Source organism: Paraburkholderia sp. SOS3, assembly GCF_001922345.1.
In the GTDB taxonomy this organism is placed as follows: Bacteria; Pseudomonadota; Gammaproteobacteria; order Burkholderiales; family Burkholderiaceae; genus Paraburkholderia.
Map to the genome: position 1 here is coordinate 2,812,378 of NZ_CP018811.1, position 21,893 is coordinate 2,834,270.

At 64.7% G+C, this 21,893-nt stretch carries 16 protein-coding genes and 1 other RNA gene; 8 read left to right on the top strand and 9 right to left on the bottom strand.

Annotated elements, in window-relative coordinates:
• Positions 1-5 precede the first annotated feature (5 nt).
• The 6 genes from BTO02_RS12570 to ffs form a co-directional block, all read right to left on the bottom strand.
• Complete coding sequence (locus BTO02_RS12570) at positions 6-1,046, bottom strand: ABC transporter substrate-binding protein (protein ID WP_075157311.1); 1,041 nt, start codon at positions 1,044-1,046, stop codon at positions 6-8.
• A gap of 59 nt (positions 1,047-1,105) precedes the next feature.
• Positions 1,106-2,335, bottom strand: coding sequence for a CaiB/BaiF CoA transferase family protein (locus BTO02_RS12575; protein WP_075157312.1), 1,230 nt, complete (start codon positions 2,333-2,335; stop codon positions 1,106-1,108).
• A 57-nt stretch (positions 2,336-2,392) separates the two neighbouring features.
• Positions 2,393-2,989, bottom strand: a complete 597-nt coding sequence (recR, locus tag BTO02_RS12580; RefSeq protein WP_075157313.1) for a recombination mediator RecR — start codon at positions 2,987-2,989, stop codon at positions 2,393-2,395.
• A gap of 45 nt (positions 2,990-3,034) precedes the next feature.
• A complete protein-coding gene (locus BTO02_RS12585; RefSeq protein WP_075157314.1) occupies positions 3,035-3,361 on the bottom strand; it encodes a YbaB/EbfC family nucleoid-associated protein in 327 nt (108 codons plus the stop codon).
• 199 nt (positions 3,362-3,560) lie between these two features.
• Positions 3,561-6,224 carry a DNA polymerase III subunit gamma/tau gene (locus BTO02_RS12590; RefSeq protein ID WP_075157315.1) on the bottom strand — a complete coding sequence of 888 codons (2,664 nt, stop codon included), beginning with the start codon at positions 6,222-6,224 and terminating at the stop codon, positions 3,561-3,563.
• Positions 6,225-6,545: 321 nt separating this feature from the next.
• Positions 6,546-6,644, bottom strand: an RNA gene (gene ffs, locus BTO02_RS12595) — signal recognition particle sRNA small type.
• 369 nt (positions 6,645-7,013) lie between these two features.
• On the opposite strand from ffs, the gene trxA reads away from it, so the two are divergent.
• Together trxA and rho are read left to right on the top strand one after the other, a co-directional pair.
• On the top strand, positions 7,014-7,340 hold the full coding sequence (trxA, locus tag BTO02_RS12600; RefSeq protein ID WP_006048864.1) for a thioredoxin TrxA: 327 nt from the start codon (positions 7,014-7,016) through the stop codon (positions 7,338-7,340).
• A gap of 426 nt (positions 7,341-7,766) precedes the next feature.
• Positions 7,767-9,029 carry a transcription termination factor Rho gene (rho, locus tag BTO02_RS12605; RefSeq protein ID WP_075157316.1) on the top strand — a complete coding sequence of 421 codons (1,263 nt, stop codon included), beginning with the start codon at positions 7,767-7,769 and terminating at the stop codon, positions 9,027-9,029.
• 58 nt (positions 9,030-9,087) lie between these two features.
• On the opposite strand, the gene BTO02_RS34270 is transcribed toward rho, so the two are convergent.
• On the bottom strand, positions 9,088-9,258 hold the full coding sequence (locus BTO02_RS34270) for a hypothetical protein (protein WP_156883816.1): 171 nt from the start codon (positions 9,256-9,258) through the stop codon (positions 9,088-9,090).
• Between the two features lie 34 nt (positions 9,259-9,292).
• Here BTO02_RS34270 and BTO02_RS12610 point away from each other — a divergent pair, with 34 nt between their 5' ends.
• The 5 genes from BTO02_RS12610 (at position 9,293) to BTO02_RS12630 (ending at position 14,419) form a co-directional block, all read left to right on the top strand.
• The gene (locus BTO02_RS12610) at positions 9,293-10,132 is read left to right on the top strand and encodes a zinc-dependent peptidase (RefSeq protein ID WP_075157317.1); all 840 of its coding nucleotides are present in this window, start codon (positions 9,293-9,295) and stop codon (positions 10,130-10,132) included.
• Positions 10,133-10,310: 178 nt separating this feature from the next.
• Complete coding sequence (locus BTO02_RS12615) at positions 10,311-10,574, top strand: type B 50S ribosomal protein L31 (RefSeq protein WP_075158829.1); 264 nt, start codon at positions 10,311-10,313, stop codon at positions 10,572-10,574.
• A 39-nt stretch (positions 10,575-10,613) separates the two neighbouring features.
• The gene (locus tag BTO02_RS34275; protein ID WP_156883817.1) at positions 10,614-11,246 is read left to right on the top strand and encodes a hypothetical protein; all 633 of its coding nucleotides are present in this window, start codon (positions 10,614-10,616) and stop codon (positions 11,244-11,246) included.
• Between the two features lie 6 nt (positions 11,247-11,252).
• Complete coding sequence (locus BTO02_RS35090) at positions 11,253-13,013, top strand: ArnT family glycosyltransferase (protein WP_075157319.1); 1,761 nt, start codon at positions 11,253-11,255, stop codon at positions 13,011-13,013.
• Complete coding sequence (locus BTO02_RS12630) at positions 13,010-14,419, top strand: MATE family efflux transporter (protein ID WP_232243351.1); 1,410 nt, start codon at positions 13,010-13,012, stop codon at positions 14,417-14,419. Before BTO02_RS35090 ends, BTO02_RS12630 begins: the two co-directional genes overlap by 4 nt.
• Before the next feature lie 37 nt (positions 14,420-14,456).
• Here BTO02_RS12630 and BTO02_RS12635 read toward each other — a convergent pair whose 3' ends face one another.
• Complete coding sequence (locus tag BTO02_RS12635; RefSeq protein WP_075157321.1) at positions 14,457-14,879, bottom strand: carboxymuconolactone decarboxylase family protein; 423 nt, start codon at positions 14,877-14,879, stop codon at positions 14,457-14,459.
• Positions 14,880-14,922: 43 nt separating this feature from the next.
• Positions 14,923-15,348 (bottom strand): MerR family transcriptional regulator, encoded by a 426-nt coding sequence (locus tag BTO02_RS12640; RefSeq protein WP_075157322.1) that lies wholly within the window; start codon positions 15,346-15,348, stop codon positions 14,923-14,925.
• Positions 15,349-15,605: 257 nt separating this feature from the next.
• Between BTO02_RS12640 and BTO02_RS12645 the strand changes: the two genes are divergently transcribed.
• Entirely contained in the window at positions 15,606-21,875 is a 6,270-nt protein-coding gene (locus BTO02_RS12645; protein ID WP_232243352.1) for an alpha-2-macroglobulin family protein, read from the top strand.
• Positions 21,876-21,893 lie beyond the last annotated feature (18 nt).

Consider the following 21,893-nt stretch of genomic DNA (forward strand, 5'->3'; position numbering starts at 1 on the left):
CGCACCTAGGCCTTGACCGTCGCGAGCGCCTTCTTCACGAAGTCGTTGGTCCACGCTTTCGACAGATCGATCGGCTTGCCTTGCACGGTCGCATCGAACGCCTGCAGCGTTTTCAGCGACGTTGCGGGACCATCGGCAGGCATCAGTCCATCGGGCGAAATCGCCGGCTTCACGTGCTGCCAGGCCGCGATATACAACGCGCGGTCGCCGAGCAGATACGACTCGGGCACGGCATTGGCGACGTCGTTGTCGCTCGCCGTTTGCAGCCATTTGAGTGCGCGCACCATCGCATTGGTTAGCGCCTGCGTCGTATTCGGATGCTTGTCGATAAAGCTTTGCGACGCATACAGGCAACCGGCCGGCATATCGCCGCCGAACACCGCGTGCGTATCGGCAAGCGTGCGCGTATCGGAAATCACGCGGATGTCGCCCGCGCGCTCGAGTTTCGTCATCACCGGATCGAGATTGGCGAGCGCGTCGATCTGTCCGGCCTGCAGTGCGGCGACTGCGCCGGCGCCCGCGCCGACTCCGATAAACGACACGTCCTTCGCAGTCAGTCCCGCTTTCGCGATCACGAAGCTCGCCATGATCGCCGTCGACGAACCGGGCGCGGTCACGCCGATCTTCCTGCCTTTCAGATCGGCGATCGTTTTGTAGTTCGGCATTGTCTTCTTCGACACGGCCAGCACGATCTGCGGCGCGCGTCCCTGCAGCACGAATTCACGGAACATCTGATGCTGCGCCTGCAGCAGCAGCGTGTGTTCGAACGCGCCCGAGACCACATCGGCACTGCCGCCGACGGCCGCCTTCAACGCCTGCGAACCGCCCGCGAAATCGGAGATTTCGACGTCGAGCCCTTCGTCCTTGAAGTAGTTGCGCCGCTCCGCGATAGTCAGCGGCAAGTAATAGAAAAGGTTCTTGCCGCCGACCGCGATCGCGACCTTGCGCGTCTCGAGTTTCGCTTGCCCGAACGCGAACGGCGAATGGGCTGCGATCGCCGTGCCCGCGAGCGCCGCGGTGCCGGCCAGAAAGGTTCTGCGTTGCATCGTTGCAATCTCCGTTTCTTTTCTACTTGTGCTTGCGGTGTGCGCTTGCAGCGCTCGAGTCAGACGACCTGTTGCGCACGCAACCTTGCGATGTGGTCCGCATCATACCCCAGCGATTGCAGGACCTCGTCGGTATGTTCGCCGAGTTGCGGACCGAGCCAGCGCGTGTCGCCGGGCGTGTCCGAAAACTTCGGCGTCACCGCGGGCAGCGCGATCTCCTGACCGTCCTGCCACTTGAAGGTCTGGATCATCTGACGCGCGAGGTACTGCGGATCGGTGAACATATCCGCGACGCTGTAGATGCGGCCGGCCGGCACGTCGGCTGCATTCAGCACGGCGAGCGCCTCGTCGATCGTGCGCGTCGAGAGCCACGCGGCGATCGCGCCGTCGATTTCCTGCGTGCGCGGCACACGTCCATCGTTATGCGCAAGCTCGGGGTCGTTCGCCAGATCGTCGCGGCCGATCGCCAGCATCAGCCGCTTGAAGATCGGATCGCTGTTGCCGCCGATCACGATGCTGCCATCGCGGCACGGATACGTATTGGACGGCACGATACCGGGCAGCGACGCGCCCGTGCGTTCGCGCACCATGCCATAGACGCCGTACTCGGGCACGACGCTCTCCATCATGTTGAAGACCGCCTCGTACAGCGCGACATCGACGACCTGGCCTTTGCCGCCGTTCACCTGCCGGTGATGCATCGCCATCAGCGCACCGATCACGCCGTGCAGCGCCGCGATCGAATCGCCGATCGAAATGCCGATGCGCGGCGGCGGCAGATCGGGGTAACCGGTAATGTGCCGCAAGCCGCCCATCGCTTCGGCGATCGCCCCGAATCCGGGACGATCGCGATACGGGCCGCTCTGACCGTAACCGGAGAGCCGCACCATGACGAGACCGGGGTTCCCGGCCGACAATACGTCGTAGCCGAGTTCGAGCTTCTCGAGCAGCCCCGGGCGAAAATTTTCGATGACGATGTCCGCTTCCTTCGCGAGACGCCGCACGATTTCCTTGCCCTCTTCGGCCTTCAGGTTGACCGTCACCGATTTTTTATTACGCGCCTGCACGGCCCACCACAGCGATGTGCCGCCTGCCTCGGGATACAGCTTGCGCCATTTGCGCAGCGGATCGCCGCCCTTCGGGTCTTCGATCTTGATCACATCCGCGCCGAATTCGCCGAGAAAGCGCGCGGCGAACGGACCGGCAATCAGGGTGCCGAGTTCGAGCACCTTCACGCCTGCGAGCGGGCCGCCTGCGTGAGCGGTGTGAGAAGCGTTCGTCGCGTTCATGGGTGTCCTTCGATCATGGGTTACATCGAACTGCGTCGAACTTCGAACTGCATCGACCTACATCGAACGCCGGTCGAGCATCGCCCGCGCGATGGTGCCCGCGTCGACATATTCGAGTTCGCCGCCGACCGGCACGCCGCGCGCGAGGCGCGTGACCGACAGGCCGCGCGCTTTCAGCGTCTGCCCGAGATAATGCGCAGTCGCTTCGCCTTCGTTCGTGAAGTTGGTCGCGAGCACGACTTCCTTGACCACGCCGTCGGCGGCGCGCCTGACGAGGCGATCGAAGTGGATCTCCTTCGGACCGATGCCGTCGAGCGGACTCAGACGCCCCATCAGCACGAAGTAAAGGCCGCGGTAGGTCATGGTCTGCTCGAGCATGATCTGGTCGGCCGGTGTTTCGACGACGCACAGCAGCGTCGGATCGCGCTCCGGATCGCTGCAGACTTCGCAGATCTGCGCTTCGGTGAACGTATTGCACTTCTCGCAGTGCTGCAGATGCTCGGTCGCATAGAGCAGCGACCGGCCGAGCTTCTGCGCGCCGTCGCGATCGTGCTGCATCAGGTGATAGGCGATGCGCTGCGCGGACTTCGGCCCGACGCCGGGCAGTGCGCGCAGCGCTTCGACGAGCGCCGACAAGGCGGACGGTTGTTTCATGCGGATTTCTGGCGCAAATGCCGGGCTCGGATTGAAAACCGTAATTTAGAAAGGCAGCTTGAAGCCCGGCGGCAACGGCATACCCGCGGTCATGCTGCCCATCTTCTCCTGTGCGGTCGTCTCGGCCTTGCGCACCGCATCGTTGAACGCGGCCGCGACGAGATCCTCGAGCATGTCCTTGTCGTCGGCAAGCAAGGACGGATCGATCGACACGCGGCGCACGTCGTTCTTGCAGGTCATCGTCACCTTCACGAGACCGGCGCCCGACTGGCCCTCGACCTCGATCTGCGCGAGCTCCTCCTGCATCTTCTTCATGTTTTCCTGCATCTGCTGGGCCTGCTTCATCAGTCCCGCGAGTTGGCCTTTCATCATGGACGTGCTCCTTCTTGATCGTATGGGATGCGCGCAACGCTTCAGTGTCGCTCAAGCGCCGCAAGTTCGCTTTGGATTTGCGCTTTATGCTCGCGCTTCGGGTTTCCAATACTGTCCCGGTTCGGGCCGGTGTGGTTTGTTTCGGCGGTTCGATTCGACTGCTTTGCTTCGGGTTGTCCGGTTCTGCCTTTGGCGTGGGTCAGTGTGCGGCGCTCGCGCCACCCGCGCCGCCCTGCGCCGCCGGCATCAACGGGCGGACCGAGCCCGGCACGATGCTCGCGCCGAACTCGCGGATCAGCGACTGCACGAACGGGTCTGCGCCGATCTCGCGCTCGGCTTCCTGCTGGCGTTGCGCGCGCGCCGCGGCGTCGAGCGCGGCCGCCGTGCGACGCGCCGGGCCGACTTCCACGACGACCTCGACCGGACGGCCCAACCGCTCGGCCAGCGCGGCCTTCAGCTTTGCGACCTGCGCCGCGTCCGCGTATTGCGGAACCGGCACGTTGAGCTTGAGCGTCGTGCCGTCGAGCGCCATCAACTCGCTGTTGAACGCGAGCTGATACGAAATACCCTTGAGCGGCAGACCGGCGGCAAGCATCGGCCAGTCGCCGTGAAAGCCGAGTGCGTCGAGCGGCACGGCCGGCGGCAACGGACGCGTGTCGACGACCGGCGCCGGCGCGGTGGCCGGGCTCACGCGGAGATCGTTGGCGCCGCTGTCGAAAACCGGTGCGAAGCCGTCGTCGGGCGGCGCGAAAAACGCGTCGTCCGCGGACAGCGGGACGTAGTCGTCGAGTGCGCCCGCGGCGTCCGGCGGGATGTCCTCCCAGGGCGGCACCGTGGCGCTGCTGCCCGCACCGGCGTTTGCACCCGCGCGCGACGAAGCGGCGCGGGATGACGCGTTGTCCTGCTGCTGAGCCTGTGCCTGGGCGCGCCGCGCGGGGTCGGGCGTCGGTACCACCACGCGCGGCGCAGCGGGCTTCGGCGGCACCGGTGCGGCTTTTGCAGGCGCCGCTGACGCCGACGCATTCGGCCTGCTGCCGCCCGCCAGCTTCATGCCCGCATTGCGCAATACGTCGAGTGCCGCACTCGCGCCGCCGCGACGCGGCGCACCGTCGGCCGGTTGCGTTGACGGTTGTGTCGAAGATGACGTAGGCGCCGGCTCCGGGTCCTGCGCTTGCGCCGCCGCGTCGATGAAACGCTGTTGCACGACCGCGGCAGATGCGGCTGGGACCGGGGCCGGCTCGACTGCGCCGGATGCGTCAGCGCCCGACTTCGCACCGACATTCGTATCAACGTCGGCGGTCTGCGCACCGCTTCCGGCACCCTCGGAATTTTCCGAGCCCGAAACGGGTGGTGTCGGCGCTTCGGTTCGTGCGGGCGTCGAAGCCGTTGTGGCATGCGCGGCCAGCGTGTCTTGCTGAACGACGGTTTCCTGAACGACGGTTTCCGCTGCATTGGCGTCGCCACCCGACAACGCGTGGCTCGCGCCCGCCGGAACCGATGCTGCTTGCTGTCCGCGCGCTTCATGCGCCGGCTCGCGCGTCGCAGCCGTCTCGTCAGCAGCAGCGGACCCGTCCGCATTCGCCGCATCGAACACGACATCCGCTGCCTGCGCGTCGGCCGATGCCATACGGCGCTCCAGCGGCACCTGCGGCACAACGGTCTGCTGCGCCGTCACCGCGGGCGCGCCCGCGCGCCGGCCGCCGGCCGCCCCGCTTTGCTGGCCACCGGGCCGCGCCGCGGTTGCCGGCCCACCGCCCGCCGCGCCCCCGCCGCCGTTGGCTGCCGGTTCGAAGGCGAGCATGCGCAGCAGGGTCATCGTAAAGCCCGCGTATTCGTCAGGCGCGAGACCGAGTTCGCTTCGGCCGATCGTCGCGATCTGATAGAACAGTTGCACCTGCTCGGGACTCAACGCATCGGCAAAACGCCGCACGTCGCCGGCCTCGGGCCATTCGTCGAGCACCGACGACGGCGCGAACTGCGCCCAACCGATCCGGTGCAGCAGGCTCGCGAGGTCTTGCAGCGCCGTCGAAAACGACAGGCTGCGCAGCGCCATTTCGTCGGCCACCGCGAGCACTGCGGGGCCGTCGTTCGCCGCGAGCGCGTCGAGCAGCCGGATCAGGTAGCTTTGATCGAGTGCTCCGAGCATGCCGCGCACGGCTTCTTCGGTCACCTGGTTTGCCGAATACGCAATCGCCTGGTCGGTCAGCGACAACGCATCGCGCATCGAACCGTCCGCTGCGCGCGCGAGCAATCGCAACGCCTGCGCTTCGAATGCGATCTGCTCCTCGCCGAGAATCCGCTCGAGGTGCGACACGATATGGCCGGCCGGCATCTGCTTCAGATTGAACTGCAGGCAGCGCGAGAGCACCGTGACGGGAATTTTCTGCGGGTCGGTGGTCGCCAGAATGAACTTGACGTGCGGCGGCGGTTCTTCCAGCGTCTTCAGCATCGCGTTGAACGCATGGTTCGTCAGCATGTGCACTTCGTCGATCATATAGACCTTGAAGCGCGCATCGACGGGCGCATAGACCGCGCGCTCGAGCAGCGCCGCCATTTCGTCGACCCCGCGATTGCTCGCCGCATCCATCTCGACATAATCGACGAAGCGCCCTTCGTCGATCTCGCGACACGCGCGGCACACGCCGCATGGCGTGGCGGTAACGCCGGTTTCGCAGTTGAGCGCCTTGGCGAAGATGCGCGACAGCGTCGTCTTGCCGACGCCGCGTGTGCCGGTGAACAGATAAGCGTGATGCAGGCGGCCGCCATCGAGCGCATGCGTGAGCGCGCGCACCACGTGCTCCTGTCCGACGAGCGACGCGAAATCTTTCGGCCGCCACTTGCGTGCGAGAACTTGATAGGTCATCGGGAAATTGTATCAGCAACGCATCGGCACAAAGCCGGTTCGGCCGTAGGCAGCAAAGCGAATGCGAGAAACGGGCTTGAGCGCTCTATTGTATTTGGCTAATGGCCCGATAGAAAATGGTCATTAGCGTGAGGCGTCTCGCGCGTGCCCGCACGCAAAAGCGGCCAGGGCGAAAATCGCGCGCAAATTAAAAGAAAGCGAGTTGGAGAAAGCGAGGTGGACGCAAACGCGTCGACGGACATGCCTGGAACAAGATAGAACCAGCGACGCGGAACGCGACGTGCAACATGCAGAGGAAGTGGAAACAGGAGAAAACAGGAAGGTGACGAGCCCGACCCTCGGCACTGGTGGAAAACGGCTGTGGCTGCTTCGTTCCCGACCTGACCAGGTTGACCGCACCTCCATGCGAGGAGGCCCGTCACGTCGCATTCTATCATCGCGGCGGCAAATCTCCTAACCCTTGTGTTCGCCGCCACCATCTCCAGATAGGTGCGGAAAGGAACGGCAGAGGGTTGCGGCAAACCCGCTGCAACGCGCCGCTCCTGCTGTCCGCGATGGGTACTATCACCACGGGCAGCACATAGCGAATTAGGCTAAACTGCGTGCAAGTGACCCGTAAAGCCAAGCGCCGAGCGCCTTCGCAGGTTCTTAGCAGCCAGTCCCCACAGACCCTCGAACGTCATTCGGTTGAGCCTTTCTTTGCGGTAAAGCGAACGGAGATTTTCTTCAGTTTTGATGTATCGTGGCGAGCATTCAGGCGGGCCTCGAACCGGATGAGGTATTCAGACAATGAGCGAACAAATCAAGCACATCAGCGACGCATCGTTCGAACAGGACGTTGTGAAATCGGATAAACCCGTACTGCTCGATTTCTGGGCGGAATGGTGCGGCCCGTGCAAAATGATTGCACCGATCCTCGACGAAGTCGCAAAAGACTACGCAGACCGCCTGCAGATCGCGAAGATCAACGTCGATGAGCATCAGTCCACGCCGGTCAAGTTCGGCGTGCGCGGTATCCCGACGCTGATTCTCTTCAAGAACGGCGCAGTCGCCGCACAGAAGGTCGGCGCGCTGTCGAAGTCGCAGCTCACCGCGTTCCTCGACGGTAACCTTTAAACAGCTTTAATTGAACGATTAGCCGGCGCGTTTTATTGCGACTGTTTTATTGTCGTGTTGTGCGACCGGCGAATCCCGCGAGTGTGGCGTTGCCGACACCTGCCCCTCCATCCGGTTTGCCGCGCGACGCACGCGTGCATACCGGGGGAGATCGTGCCGGGTCGGACCGACGGTCAGGGTGCCCGGTTAAATTGCCGGATTAAAAAGCTTTCACCGTCCCTCCAGGTTCTGTGCTGTATGGCCCGTTGTTGTGGGTTCACAACACGGGCAAAACAAAGCGGCCGCTCCGCCACGCAAGCCGTAGCACGCGTGTGCTATGCTAGAATTCACAAAACGTCGAAAAGACGATTAAGTCCCTGAGCGGTTCCGCTCAACTCTCCTCCCAGATTTCTTTTCAGGTCGCACCTTCTCCTGCGGGTTCTCCGTATGCATTTATCCGAGCTTAAGACTCTGCACGTGTCACAGTTGATCGAAATGGCCAATGGCCTCGAGATCGAAAGTGCGAACCGCCTGCGCAAGCAGGAATTGATGTTCGCCATTCTCAAAAAGCGCGCGAAGACGGGCGAAACGATCTTCGGTGACGGCACGCTCGAAGTGCTGCCGGACGGCTTCGGTTTCCTGCGCTCGCCGGAAACGTCGTATCTCGCGAGTACGGACGATATTTACATCAGTCCGTCACAAATTCGCCGTTTCAATCTGCATACGGGCGATACGATCGAAGGCGAAGTGCGCACGCCGAAAGACGGCGAACGCTATTTCGCGCTCGTGAAAGTCGACAAGGTCAACGGCCAGCCGCCGGAGGCGTCGAAGCACAAGATCATGTTCGAGAATCTGACGCCGCTGCACCCGAACAAGGTGCTGCTGCTCGAACGTGAAATGCGCGGCGAAGAAAACGTCACGGGCCGCATCATCGACATGATCGCGCCGATCGGCAAGGGCCAGCGCGGCCTGCTCGTCGCGTCGCCGAAGTCCGGCAAGACCGTGATGCTTCAGCACATCGCGCACGCGATCAAGCAGAACCATCCGGACGTCGTGCTGTTCGTGCTGCTGATCGACGAACGTCCTGAAGAAGTGACGGAAATGCAGCGCTCGGTGGCGGGCGAAGTGATTGCGTCGACGTTCGACGAACCGGCCGCGCGTCACGTGCAGGTTGCCGAAATGGTGATCGAAAAAGCGAAGCGCCTCGTCGAAATGAAGAACGACGTCGTGATTCTGCTCGATTCGATCACGCGTCTTGCACGCGCGTACAACACGGTCGTGCCGGCATCGGGCAAGGTACTCACGGGCGGTGTCGACGCCAATGCGCTGCAGCGTCCGAAGCGCTTCTTCGGTGCGGCTCGCAACATCGAGGAAGGCGGCTCGCTGACGATTATCGGCACCGCGCTCATCGAAACCGGCAGCCGCATGGACGACGTGATCTATGAAGAGTTCAAGGGCACCGGCAATATGGAAGTGCACCTCGAGCGTCGTCTCGCGGAAAAGCGTGTCTACCCGTCGATCAACCTGAACAAGTCGGGCACGCGCCGCGAAGAGCTGCTGATCAAGCCCGAGATCCTGCAAAAGATCTGGGTGCTGCGCAAATTCATTCACGACATGGACGAAGTCGAAGCAATGGAATTCCTGCTCGACAAGATCCGCCAGACGAAGAACAACTCCGAGTTCTTCGACATGATGCGCCGCGGCGGTTGACGCACTGGCATGCTTCGAACCAGCGCTGCAAATCAGCGCTGCAATCAGCGCGTTCGAGTTAGTTGAATACGCCCGCATTCGCGGGCGTATTTTCATTGAGCGTCGAATCAGGCCGGCGCCGCGAATCATCGCGCGTCGCGTCGTGTCGGGTTGCACAATGCGCATGGCGGAGCCCGGCGCGATTAAAATCATCGCTGTCCGGAAAACCCACGGCCACGAAAATCGTCATTGCGTCATCGCGCGTGACGTCGCCGCCTTCAGCAATGCTCTCGAAACTGACTCAGTGGATCGACACACGCCGCCGCAATCGCGCGCTGCGCACACACGCGGTGTCCGACGCGCTGTGGCAAAAGACGCTCGCCGGCCTGCCGTTTCTCGCGTGTCTCGACGTCGAAGACCAGCAGCGTCTGCGCGAGCTGACGAGCCTCTTTCTCGCGCAAAAGGAATTCTCGACCGCGCATGAACTCGAACTGACCGACGAGATTTGCGTCGCGATCGCGGTCCAGGCGTGCCTGCCGGTGCTCAATCTCGGCCTCGAACTGTATCGCGGCTGGGTCGGCATCATCGTCTATCCGGGCGAGTTCGTGATCCGCAAGACCGTCGAGGACGAAGACGGCGTCGTCCACGAAGTCGAACACGATGCGAGCGGCGAAGCATGGGAAGGCGGCCCCGTTGTGCTGTCGTGGGAGGACGCACAAATGACGGACGGCAGCGACGCGTACAACGTCGTGATCCACGAATTCGCGCACAAGATCGACATGGTGACGGGCGAAGCGGACGGTCACCCGCCGCTTTTTCGCAGGCTGCACGCGCCACTCGACAGCACCGCCTGGGCCGACGTGTTCGATCATGCGTACGACCATTTCTGCGCGCGGGTCGATGCGGTGCCCGATCGCCGCTGGGCGCGTTTCGAGCGCGAGTCGCTGATCGATCCGTACGCGGCCGATCATCCGTCGGAATTTTTCGCGGTCTGCAGCGAAGCGCTGTTCGTCAAGCCGCGCGAGTTCGAAGCCGGGTATCCGGAGCTTTACCGGCTGCTGGCCCGCTATTACCGGCAGGATCCCGCGAAAACAGGCGTGCTGCGGACAGCCGCAGCTGATTAGAAATATCTGACGAAATTCTCGCCAAGCGACTGATTTTCTGGCATAATCGCCGCTTTTCGACCTTAGGCAAGTGGCTTACGAATGCGCGTGCTCGCTGAGCGAACTGAGCGCAAGATGCGCGCAAATTCACGCGCATCAGGATTCGCAGGCTGGCTACCGCCCGATCAGAGGAACCACCATGAAAGAAGGCATTCACCCCAATTACCGCGAAGTGCTGTTCGAAGACATGTCGAACGGCTTCAAGTTCGTGACGCGCTCGACGATCCAGACGCGCGACACCGCTGAATTCGAAGGCAAGAGCTACCCGCACGCGAAAATCGAAGTGTCGTCGGAATCGCATCCGTTCTACACGGGCCAGCAGAAGATCATGGACACGGCCGGCCGCGTCGAGAAGTTCAACAAGAAGTTCGGTGCCCGCGCAACGGGCAAGGCCACGAAGTAAGCGCGCGTCGCGAACTTCGCGGCGCCGGGACGACACGCAATGCTCGACCCGCGCAGCACAACACCAGAAAGGGCAGCATACGCTGCCCTTTTTTATCGGCCCGACCAAACCGGCCCTCGCTCGACCCGTCACGGTATCGATCGCCGCGCCAGCGCCGCCTGCGCGTGCATGCAGACAAAACGGAAAAAGCAGGTAAAACAGTACAAGCACGCCGAGCTTCAGGCCAAGCTTCACGCCGATGCATGCCGCATGTGCGGCGACGGCCCGCCATGCGGGCCCAAACATCGGATACCGAACCGGCGGCGCACGCACGAACTCGAGCTGCTTCATATCGCCGTTCCAAGTCTGCGCAAGGCAGCAACGTCCATGGCGGCGTGTACCGCAGCAAAATCGCCATTAGCAAAGCGCCGTTGTCAACACCTGGTTGTCAGCACGCCATGTTGCCTGTTACACATTCATGACGTGCAGCGCCGCGCACGTCTACAATGCCGGATGCTCAAAACCGGCCGGGGCGCCGCGCTGCACGCCGGGACAAAACCAGTGGCAAACCCCGTGTTCGATACCGAGGTTGCCTCGCTGTCCAACCGCTCGCTGTCCGACCGCTTGCGGTTCGGTCGCTTGCTCCCGGAACGTCCATCGCGTCCCGAAAAAACGCTTCATCACGATCAATAACACCGCATGAGACCCGTTGTCCGACTCACCGCCTCCGCGACCAGCGCCTTACCGCGCTCCCTGCTGCTCGCCATCTGCGTGATCTACGCGTCGTTCGGCCTGTTCGGCCGCGACCCGTGGAAAAACGAGGACGCGGCCGGCTTCGGCGTGATGTGGACGATGGCGAACGGCAATCTGCACGACTGGCTGCTGCCGAACCTCGTCGGGAAGTTCATCACATCGGATGGACCGCTCGGCTACTGGCTCGGTGCCGCCGCAATCCGCGCGCTCGCGCCGTGGGTCGACGCGAGCAACGCGTCGCGCGTTTTCACCGGTCTGCTCTTTTGCGCAGCCTGTGCGTTCGTCTGGTACGGCGCCTATCTGCTCGGCCGGCGGCCCGAGGTGCAGCCGTTCAAATACGCATTCGGCGGCGAACCGGAACCGCGCGATTACGGCCGCACGCTCGGCGACGGCGCGCTGCTGATCCTGCTCGCGTGCTTCGGCCTCGCCGAGCGCGGTCACGAGACCACGCCCGCGCTCGCGCAATTCTTCTGCATCTCGATGCTCGTCTACGGTCTCGTGCGCATGCTCGACAAGCCGATACAGGGCACGCTGATCTGGGGCGGCGGCCTCGGCCTCGTCATGTTGACGGGCAGCCCCGTGCTGGTCGGCGCGCTGCTCGTCGGCACCTTCGTCATGACGCTGATCGTGCGCGAAGCGCGCACGCGCTGGCTGCTGATCGCGGGCCTGCCGGTCGCGCTCGCGCTGTCGATATCATGGCCAATTGCCGTGCTCGCCGCGTTTCCGGCCGACGGCGTCTGGTTCCTGAATCAGTGGATGCGCGGCAGCCTCAATTCGTTCATGGGCCCGTTCGGACCGGTGCTGCTGTATGCGCTGAAGAACCTGCCGCTATTCACATGGCCGGCGTGGCCGCTCGCGATCTGGGCATGGATCAGTTGGTCGGGCTTGCGCCGCGCGCCGCATATCGCGATTCCGCTCGCGGTGATCGGCCCGCTCTTCGCGCTCGTCGTGCTGCAAAGCTCGGAGACGAACCGCCTGTATATGCTGCCGCTGCCCGCGCTGTCGGTGCTCGCCGCCTTCGCGCTGCCTACGCTCAAACGCGGCGCGATCAATGCATTCGACTGGTTCGCAGTGTTGAGCTTCACCGTGCTCGGCTCGTTCGTCTGGCTCGTCTGGCTCGCATCGATGACGGGCTTCCCGTTCTTCCTCGCGCGCAACCTGTCGCGGCTCGTGCCCGGCTATGTGCCGCAATTCAAGATCGTGTCGCTGATCTGCGCGATTGCGGTGACCGTCTGCTGGATGGCGCTCGTGCAATGGCGCGTCGCGCGGCACCCGAAGGTGTTGTGGCGCAGCGTCGTCCTGTCGAGCGCGGGCACGACGCTGATGTGGGTGCTGCTCATGACGCTGTGGCTGCCGATCGTCAACTACAGCCGGACCTACAAGGACGTCGCGCAACAGATCGCCGCACATTTGCCCGAAGACTACTCGTGCATATCGCCGGTGCGCCTCGGCAACGCACAGATCGCCACCTTCGCCTATTTCGGCGGCATGCACTTCTCGTTCGCCGACGACGACTGCGACGTGATCCTGCGCCAGGACACGCAGGACTTCGGCGAGCCGAGTTCGATGTCGAACTTCGTCTGGAAGCTCGTCTGGGAAGGCCGCCGCGCGGCCGACCGCGACGAGCGTTTCCGGCTGTACGTGCGAATCGACCGTCCGAAGCCGCCGGTCAAGCGGCGCAACGTGCGGCCCAAAACGCTGCAGTGAATCCGATAGTGCGCGAATCGCCGCTCGGCGCGCCCTTTCTCGCGAACCTCCGCAAGATCGCGGTGCTCGCGTGGCCGCTGCTGATCGGCCAGCTCGCGATCATTGCGTTCGGCGTGATGGACACCGCGATGGTCGGCCGCTATTCGTCGACGGATCTGGCGGCGCTCGGGCTCGGCGCCTCGATCTATATCTCGGTCTACATCGCGCTGACGGGCATTCTGACCGCCTTGCAGCCGATCGTCGGACTTGCGTACGGCGCGGGGCGTCATGCGGAAATCGGCGAAGACGTGCGGCAGGCGCTATGGCTCGCCGCGGCGCTGACGGCAATCGGCTTTCTGATCCTGTACTTTCCCACCCCGCTGCTGCAGCTCGCGCACGCGCCCGATGCGCTGCGCGAGCGCACCGTCGCCTATCTGCAGATTCTCGCGTTCGGATTGCCGGCAGCGCTCGTCTTTCGCGTCTATTCCGCGCTCGCGACTGCAGTCGGCCACCCGCGGCTCGTGATGTTCCTGCAGGTTGGCGCGCTCGCGCTGAAAATCCCGCTGAACCTGTGGCTGATTTTCGGCGGCCTTGGCGTGCCTGCCGCTGGCGGTCCCGGCTGCGCGCTCGCCAGCACGCTGCTGAACTGGCTGCTCGGCGCGACCGCCTTGCTGCTGCTCGTGAAGCTCGAGGTCTTCAGACCATTCGCGATTTTCGCGCGCTTTTGCTGGCCGGTCCGCAAGCGCCAGTTCGCGCTGCTGAAACTCGGCATTCCGATGGGCGCGTCGTATCTGATCGAAGTAACGTCATACACGTTCATGGCGCTGTTTATCGCGCGCTTCGGCACGACCACGCTCGCGGGGCACCAGATTGCCGCGAACCTCGGCGCCGTGCTGTATATGACGCCGCTGTCGATCGGCATCGCGACCTCGACGCTCGTCGCACGCGCGCTCGGAGCGCGGCACGATGCGGCGGCGCGCACCCTCGCGCGGCACGGCATCGTCATGGCATGCGCGATTGCGTGCTGCTTCTGCGCGATCGTGCTCGCGCTGCGTCCATTGATCGTGGCAGGCTATACGACCAACGAGCACGTGACGGCCGCCGCGCTGCCGCTCGTGTTGATCGTCGCGATCTATCACATCTGCGACGCGTTGCAGGTCGCGTCCGCGTTCGTGCTGCGCGCCTACCGGATCGTGATCGTGCCGACTGCGATCTATGCCGTCGCGCTGTGGGGCGTCGGGCTCGGCGGCGGCTATCTGCTCGGCTTCAACATCGGCGGTGTCGTGCCGCCGTGGTTGACCGGCGCGCGCGGTTTCTGGGTGGCGAATACCTTGAGTCTCGCGGTGGCGGGCGTCGCGTTGCTGTTCTACTGGCACAACGTCAGCGTTCGCCCTGTACACGCCGACGAGGCGCGCGACGCGGCGTAGCATGCGGTGCCGCACCGCGTTTTCAGGCGCGCCGGGTTCAGGCCGCCGCGCCCCCTGCCGCGTCGATATGCCCGAACACGTCCCGCGCGGCAAAGAGCGCATTCAGCGCAGCCGGAAATCCCGCATACACGGCCATCTGCATAAACACTTCGACGATCTCGTCGCGCGTGCATCCGACATTGAGCGCCGCTTCGATATGAACCTTCAGTTGCGGCTGCGCGTTACCGAGCGCGGCTAGCGCGGCGATCGTCGCGATCTCGCGTGAGCGCAGATCGAGCTGCGCACGGCTATAGATATCGCCGAACGGAAATTCGATCAGAAGACGCGCAAAATCCGGTGCGATCGGCGCCAGCGATGCGAGCACTTTTTCCCCGGCCGCGCCGTCGATTTCCTTCAGCTTGTCCCAGCCCCGCGCATAGCGCTCGTCCCGCGCATTGAGTTCATGGTGAGTGTGTTGCATCGTGATCTTTCGCTCCGCTCAAATTTGATCGACATGTCATGTCTCACTGCGCGTCGCCCCGCTTGCCGCCCCGCTTGCCGCCCTGCCTGCCGCCCGATTCGCTGCCGCGTTCGATCGCTTCGTAGTGGTCGATCTTGTCGCTGATCGCCGCAAGGTTCGCCTGCAATTGCGCGATGCGCGCGAGGACCGCCTCGCGATGCGCGACGAGCATGTCGCGGCGCGCACCGACGCTGACGTCGCCCTGGGCACGCAAGGCGGCGAACGCCTGCATGCCGGCGATCGGCATGCCGGTCGCCTTGAGCCGCATCACGAACTGCAGCCAGTCGAGGTCGGCCGGCGAATACAGGCGATGCCCCGCCTCGCTGCGTCCGACGGCGCGCAGCAGGCCCGACTGCTCGTAGTAACGCAGCGTGTGGGTGGAAACGCCGCTCGAAGCGGCAACCTGACCGATCGTGAGTGGTATGGACATGACAGCACCAAGGTTAGGAGTTCGAGTGCACTCTAAGTCAAGCGCGCCGCTTCGTGAACCGTCGGTACGCAAAGACGTCGTCCGGTTTCTCGCGCCGCGTAGGGTTGCGCCCACACCGTTTGACGGTTGGGAACCCGCCTCGTCCTCAGTTAGAATCGCCAGCGTTCTGTAAGCAATCTGGAGCTCGCTCGATGCGATTGGCGATGCAACGCGGGACCCGCCGGCGGACATGGCGGTCGGCATGTTGGACGTTCTTCATGCTGTGCGGCTTCGCCGCGTTTGCATGGAAGGCCGATGCAGCCCGCATCGCGCAGGTGTCGCCGCAAGGCAAAGTCGCGCAGGTGCGTCAGGTCGTCGTCAAGTTCGATCAGGCGATGAGCGCGTTCGGCGCCGCGAACGCAGCGGCGCCGGCGCGCGTGCATTGCGACGACGCATCGGCGAGCACGGGCAGCGGCCGCTGGATCGACGCAAAGACGTGGGCGTGGGACTTCAAGGCCGATTTGCCGCCGGGCATGCGCTGTTCGGTCGACCTTGACGACGCATTGAAATCGTCGTCCGGAGAGCCACTGACCGGCCCGCGCCGATATGCATTCGAAACCGGCGGACCGTTCGTACAGAGCGTGATGCCCGGCGGCGGCGAAATCGAAGAAGACCAGGCGTTTATCGTGCGTCTGAACGGCCCGGCCACCGATACTTCGGTACGCGAACATATCTGGTGCGAATCGAGCGGTCTCGGCAATCGCATCCCCGTCAAAGCAGCCGAGCCCTCCGTGCGTAGCGCCCTGCTCGCGCGCTTTCGCTTGCAGAAAGACGCCGCACGCATCCTGACGCTGCAATGCCAGCAGACGCTGCCCTCGGGCACGAAGATGCAGCTCGTCTATGGCGCCGGCGTCGCGGGCCCGAGCGGCCTCGCCAACGATGTCGAGCGGCGCTTCGATTACACGGTGCGCGAGCCTTTCGCCGCGAGCTTCTCGTGCGAGCGCGAAAACGCGAAAGCGCCATGCACGCCATTGCGTCCGTTGCGCGTGAAGTTCAACGCACCGATCGCGCGTGCCGACGCCGTAAAGATCCGGCTGCAGGCGTCCAAAGAACGCGCTGACGGAAGCACCGAGGAAAGCACCGGGCGGAACATCGCCCCGACCTTCCCGCGCGACGACAAAAGCGCCGAAGTCGACACGGTCGAATTCGCCGCGCCCTTGCCCGAACACGCCGAACTGACGATCGACGTGCCCGCGCATCTGAAAGACGTCAGTGGCCGCGCGCTCTCGAATGCCGACCTCTTTCCGCTGAAGACGACGACCGCGCCGCTGCCGCCGCTCGCGAAGTTCTCATCGGGCACCTTCGGCATTATCGAGCGCTATGCGCAGCCCGATACGCCGGCGCTTGTGCCCGTCACGCTGCGCAATGTCGAAGCGGATCTGCACGTCGAAGGGCTCAACGCAGGCAACCCGCAGTTCAGCGAAATGCGCGTCGATGCGGATACCGACATCCGCAGCTGGATGCGTGTCGTCGATCGTTTCGATCAGTATGGAATGACGCGCGAATCGATCGCGAAGCTGATGCCGGATCTGCTCGAGCGCAACCCGCATCCGGTGTTCGTGCCGCGTGCGCGCGATGAAACGCCGAACAACGCGCAAAATAACAGCGAGCGCGAGCGGCTGATCGATGTGCGCTCGCTGTCGCTGCTCGCCGGCGAGCGCGGCGTGACAACGCTCACCTTGCCGAAGGCCGACCCGAAAACGCTGAGGCCATTCGAAGTGATCGGCGTGCCGATCGCGAAGCCAGGCTTCTATGTGATCGAACTCGCCTCGCCAGCGCTCGGCGCATCGCTGCTCGCGAAGCCCGCGCCGATGTACGTGCGCACGGCCGTGCTCGTGACGAACCTCGGCGTGCACTTCAAACAGGGACGCGAAAACAGCGTCGTCTGGGTGACGACGCTCGACAAGGGCCAGCCGGTGCCGAATGCGGCCGTCCGCGTCAGCGACTGCAACGGCAGCGAACTCGCCTCCGGCAACACCGACGCGCGCGGCCTGCTCACGATCGGCAAGCCGCTGCCGACGCCCGAGCGCTGCAACGACGACAACTACGAAGGCCTGTTCGTCTCGGCCCGCATCGACGATCCGAAGACCGGCGCGGACATGGCGTTCGTGCGCAGCGAATGGAATCGCGGCATCGAGTCGTGGCGCTTCAATGTGCCGACCGATATGAGTCGCGAAGAGACGGTGCGCGCGCATACGATTTTCGATCGCACGTTGTTGCGCGCGGGGGAAACGGTATCGATGAAGCACATGCTGCGCGTCGAGACCTTAAGCGGCTTCGCGCTGCCGAAGCGGTATCCGGCGCGCGTGACGATCCGGCATCTCGGCAGCGGACAGACCTACCATTTGCCGCTGAAGTGGGCCGCCGATCACACGGCGGATTCCACCTTCGCCATCCCGGCCGCGGCGAAGCTCGGCGAATACAGTGTATCGCTCGACGATGACGACCCGAATGCGGCGGCCGGTAACGGCAACAACGATGCTGAAAGCAACGACGGCAACGAAGCCGATGCGGACGGCGGCCCTGCGCCGCACATGAGCTACGAGTCGGGCAGCTTTCGCGTCGAAGCGTTCCGTCTGCCCGTCTTCAAAGGCTCGATCGCAGTACGCGACGAGAATTCGCATCCGCTGATCGCCGCGCGCGAAGCGCCGCTCGCATTGCAGATCGACTACGTATCGGGCGGCGCGGCATCGGGCTTGCCGGTGCAGGTCTCGGCGCTAACCAGAAGCACATCGCCCGCATTCGCCCACACGTATCCCGACTTCAGCTTCATGCCGTATCGCAAGCCGTCCGACGACGATGCCGCGTCTTCCGCGAACGAAGACGACGGCGACGAGGGCGGCGGCGACGGCGGCGCGTCATCTCCGTCGAACGAAGACAGCACGAAGCTCGTGGCCGACAAGGAACCGGTCACGCTCGAGCGCAACGGGTCCGGCACGCTGACGCTGAAGAATCTGCCGCCGCTCGACGCGCCGAGGCGCCTCGTGCTCGAAGCGACCTTCGCCGATCCCAATGGCGAAGTCCAGACGATCAGCGGCGGCACGACGCTGTGGCCCGCCGCTGTCGTCGCGGGCGTGAAGTCGGGGCAATGGGTGTCGGTTGGCCATACCGTGCCGGTCAAGGCGCTGGCCGTCGATCTGCAAGGCAAACCGCGCGCCGGCGTGGCGCTCGACGTGCGCGCGATCGCGCGCATCACGAGCAGTTCGCGCAAGCGCATGGTCGGCGGCTTCTATGCCTACGACAACCACACCGAAACACACGATCTCGGCTCGCTTTGCAGCGGCACGAGCGACGCGCACGGCTTGCTGTCGTGCGACGCGACGCTACGCGAAGCGGGCAATATCGACCTCGTCGTGACCGCGAAAGACGGCGAGGGCCGCCAGTCGACGGCGACCACGTCAGTGTGGGTCACGCGTGCCGACGAATTATGGTTCGGCGGCGACAACACGGACCGTATCGACGTATTGCCCGAAAAGACCAGCTACGAGCCCGGCGAAACCGCGCGCTTCCAGGTGCGCATGCCGTTCCGCTTCGCGACCGCGCTCGTCGCGGTCGAGCGCGAAGGCATTATCGACACGCGCGTCGTGCAACTGAACGGCACCGACCCGACGATCGAACTCAAGGTAAACGAAGCGTGGGGCCCCAACGTCTACGTGTCGGTGCTCGCGCTGCGCGGGCGGATTCGCGACGTGCCGTGGTATTCGTTCTTCACATGGGGCTGGAAAGCGCCGCTCGAATGGGCGCGCGCGTTCTGGTATGAAGGCCGGCGCTACGAGCCGCCGACGCCGCTCGTCGATCTGTCGAAACCGGCCTTCCGCTATGGCCTCGCGCAAATCAAGGTCGGCACCGCCGCGCACCGGCTCGCGGTCGACGTGACGCCCAATGCGCAAACCTACACGGTACGCGGCAAGGCGCACGTGAAGCTGCGCGTGCGGATGCCAGGCGGCGCGCCCGCGCCGGCCGGCACGCAGATCGCGGTGGCCGCCGTCGACGAAGCCTTGCTCGAACTGATGCCGAACCGCAGCTGGGATCTGCTCGACGCGATGCTGCAACCGCGCGCCTACGGCGTCGAAACCTCGACTGCGCAGATGGAGATCGTCGGACGCCGGCACTTCGGCCGCAAGGCGGTGCCCGCCGGCGGCGGCGGCGGACATGCGGCCACGCGCGAACTGTTCGACACGCTGCTCTTGTGGAACCCGCGCGTCACGCTCGACGCGCAGGGCGCCGCCTCGCTCGACGTACCGCTCAACGATTCGCTGACGCGCTTCAGGATCGTCGCGATCGCCGCCGTCGGCACCGGCACGTTCGGCACCGGCAGCGCAACGATTCGCAGCACGCAGGATTTGCAGCTTATCTCGGGACTGCCGCCGCTCGTGCGCGAAGGCGATCGGTTTCGCGCGCAATTCACGGTGCGCAATACGACGGCACGCGCGATGAAGGTGGTCGTCAGCGCGAATGTGCCGGGGCTTGCATTGCCGCCGCAAACGGTCGATGTCGGACCGGACGCCGCGCGCGAAGTCGCGTGGGATGTCACGACGCCCGACGGGCTCGCCGATGCGGCATCCCCCGCGCTGGCGTGGAATGTGAGCGCGTCTGAGCAGGCAGGAGCGCGCGCGGCCGACTCGCTGAAGATCACCGAGCGCGTCGCCGCGGCGATTCCGGTCACGGTCCAGCAGGCGACGCTCGCGCAAGTCGACGCAACGCTGTCGCTGCCCGTCGCTGCGCCGCCCGATGCGAGCGCGGGCAGCAACGGCGCATTGCGCGGCGGCATTGCGGTGTCGCTGCAGCCGAAGCTCGCGGACGGCCTACCCGGCGTGCGGCGCTGGCTCGAACGCTATCCGTACACGTGCCTCGAACAGCAAAGCTCGCGCGCAATCGGCCTGCGTGACGCGCAGTTGTGGCAGTCGGTGGTCGCGAAGATGCCTGCCTATCTCGATCGCGACGGCCTCGCAAACTACTTCCCGCCCGGCGACGGCAGCCGCGACACAGGCAGCACGGTGCTGACCGCGTATCTGCTGTCGGCAAGCGACGAAGCCGCCAGGCTCGATACGCGCTTCGCGCTGCCCGACGCGTTGCGCGGCAAGCTCGAGGCGGGTCTCGCCGCTTTCGTCGAAGGCCGCATCGAGCGCAATGCGTGGGCGCCGCGCAAGGATCTCGATTTGCGCAAGCTCGGTGCGCTCGAAGCATTGTCGCGCTTCGGCGCGGTTCAACCGCGCATGCTCGATTCCATCGACATCGCGCCGAACCAGTGGCCGACCTCGGCGGTGCTCGACTATTACGCGGTACTGTCGCGCGTCAAAGGCATTGCGCAGCGCGACGAAAAGCTCGCTCAACTCGAACAGATACTGCGCGCGCGCCTCACGTATCAGGGCACGCGGCTCACGTTTTCGACCGGATCCGGCGACGACCTCTGGTGGCTCATGACCGGTCCCGAAACGAATGCGGCACGTTTCGCGCTGACGTTCGCCGATGCACCGGGCTGGAAAGACGAGATGCCACGGCTCGTCGGCGGCCTGCTCGCGCTGCAGCGTAACGGCGCATGGCAAACGACGACGTCGAATGTCTGGGGCTCGCTTGCCGTCGAGCGCTTTTCGCGTGTGTTCGAAAGCGAGCCGGTGAGCGGGCGCACGACGGTGCGGCTCGGCGCGCTCGACAGGACGATTGCGTGGAACGCGCCGGCGCCTTCGGTGTCCGGTGCTGCCAATGTGACTGCGGCTTCCGGTTCTGCTGCCGCCTCGGCTTCCACTACTTCGGCTGCATCGCCGGCGAGCGGCGCGGCCACGAAAACCACCGCCGCCGGCAACGCCACGCGCAGCGCATTGCTGCCGTGGCCGCCCGCCGCGCAGGGCACGCAGCCGCTTACGCTCACGCAGGAAGGCGCCGGCAAGCCGTGGGCGACGATCGAAAGCCTCGCGGCGGTGGCGCTGAAAGCGCCATTCGCCTCGGGCTACCGGATTGCGAAGACCGTCACGCCGCTCGATCCGGCCGTCAAAGGCGTTCTCACGCGCGGCGACCTCGTGCGCGTCCATCTCGACATCGATGCGCAAAGCGATATGACGTGGGTCGTCGTCGACGATCCGGTGCCCGCCGGGGCGACGATTCTCGGGTCGGGGCTCGGCCGCGATTCGCAGACAGCCGTGCTCGGCGAAAACCGGAACGATCGGAACGACGAAAACGCGCCGCATACCGCGTGGCCCACGTTCGTCGAACGCGGCTTCGACGCGTATCGCGCGTACTACGAGTACGTGCCGAAGGGCCGCTTGTCGATCGAATACACGGTGCGGCTCAATAACGCCGGCACCTTCGGCCTGCCGCCGACGCGCGTCGAGGCGCTCTACGCGCCGTCGGCTTACGGCGCATGGCCGAATGCGCCGGTCGTCGTGCGCGAGGCGGCGGCGCCGGGCGCGACTCAGGCGGTCACGACGTCGGCATCGTCTTCCGCCGCCTCCTCCGCCTCCGCCCCTGCGTCCGCGTCGGCCCCGAAGTAGCCGCGAACGGAACGGGAC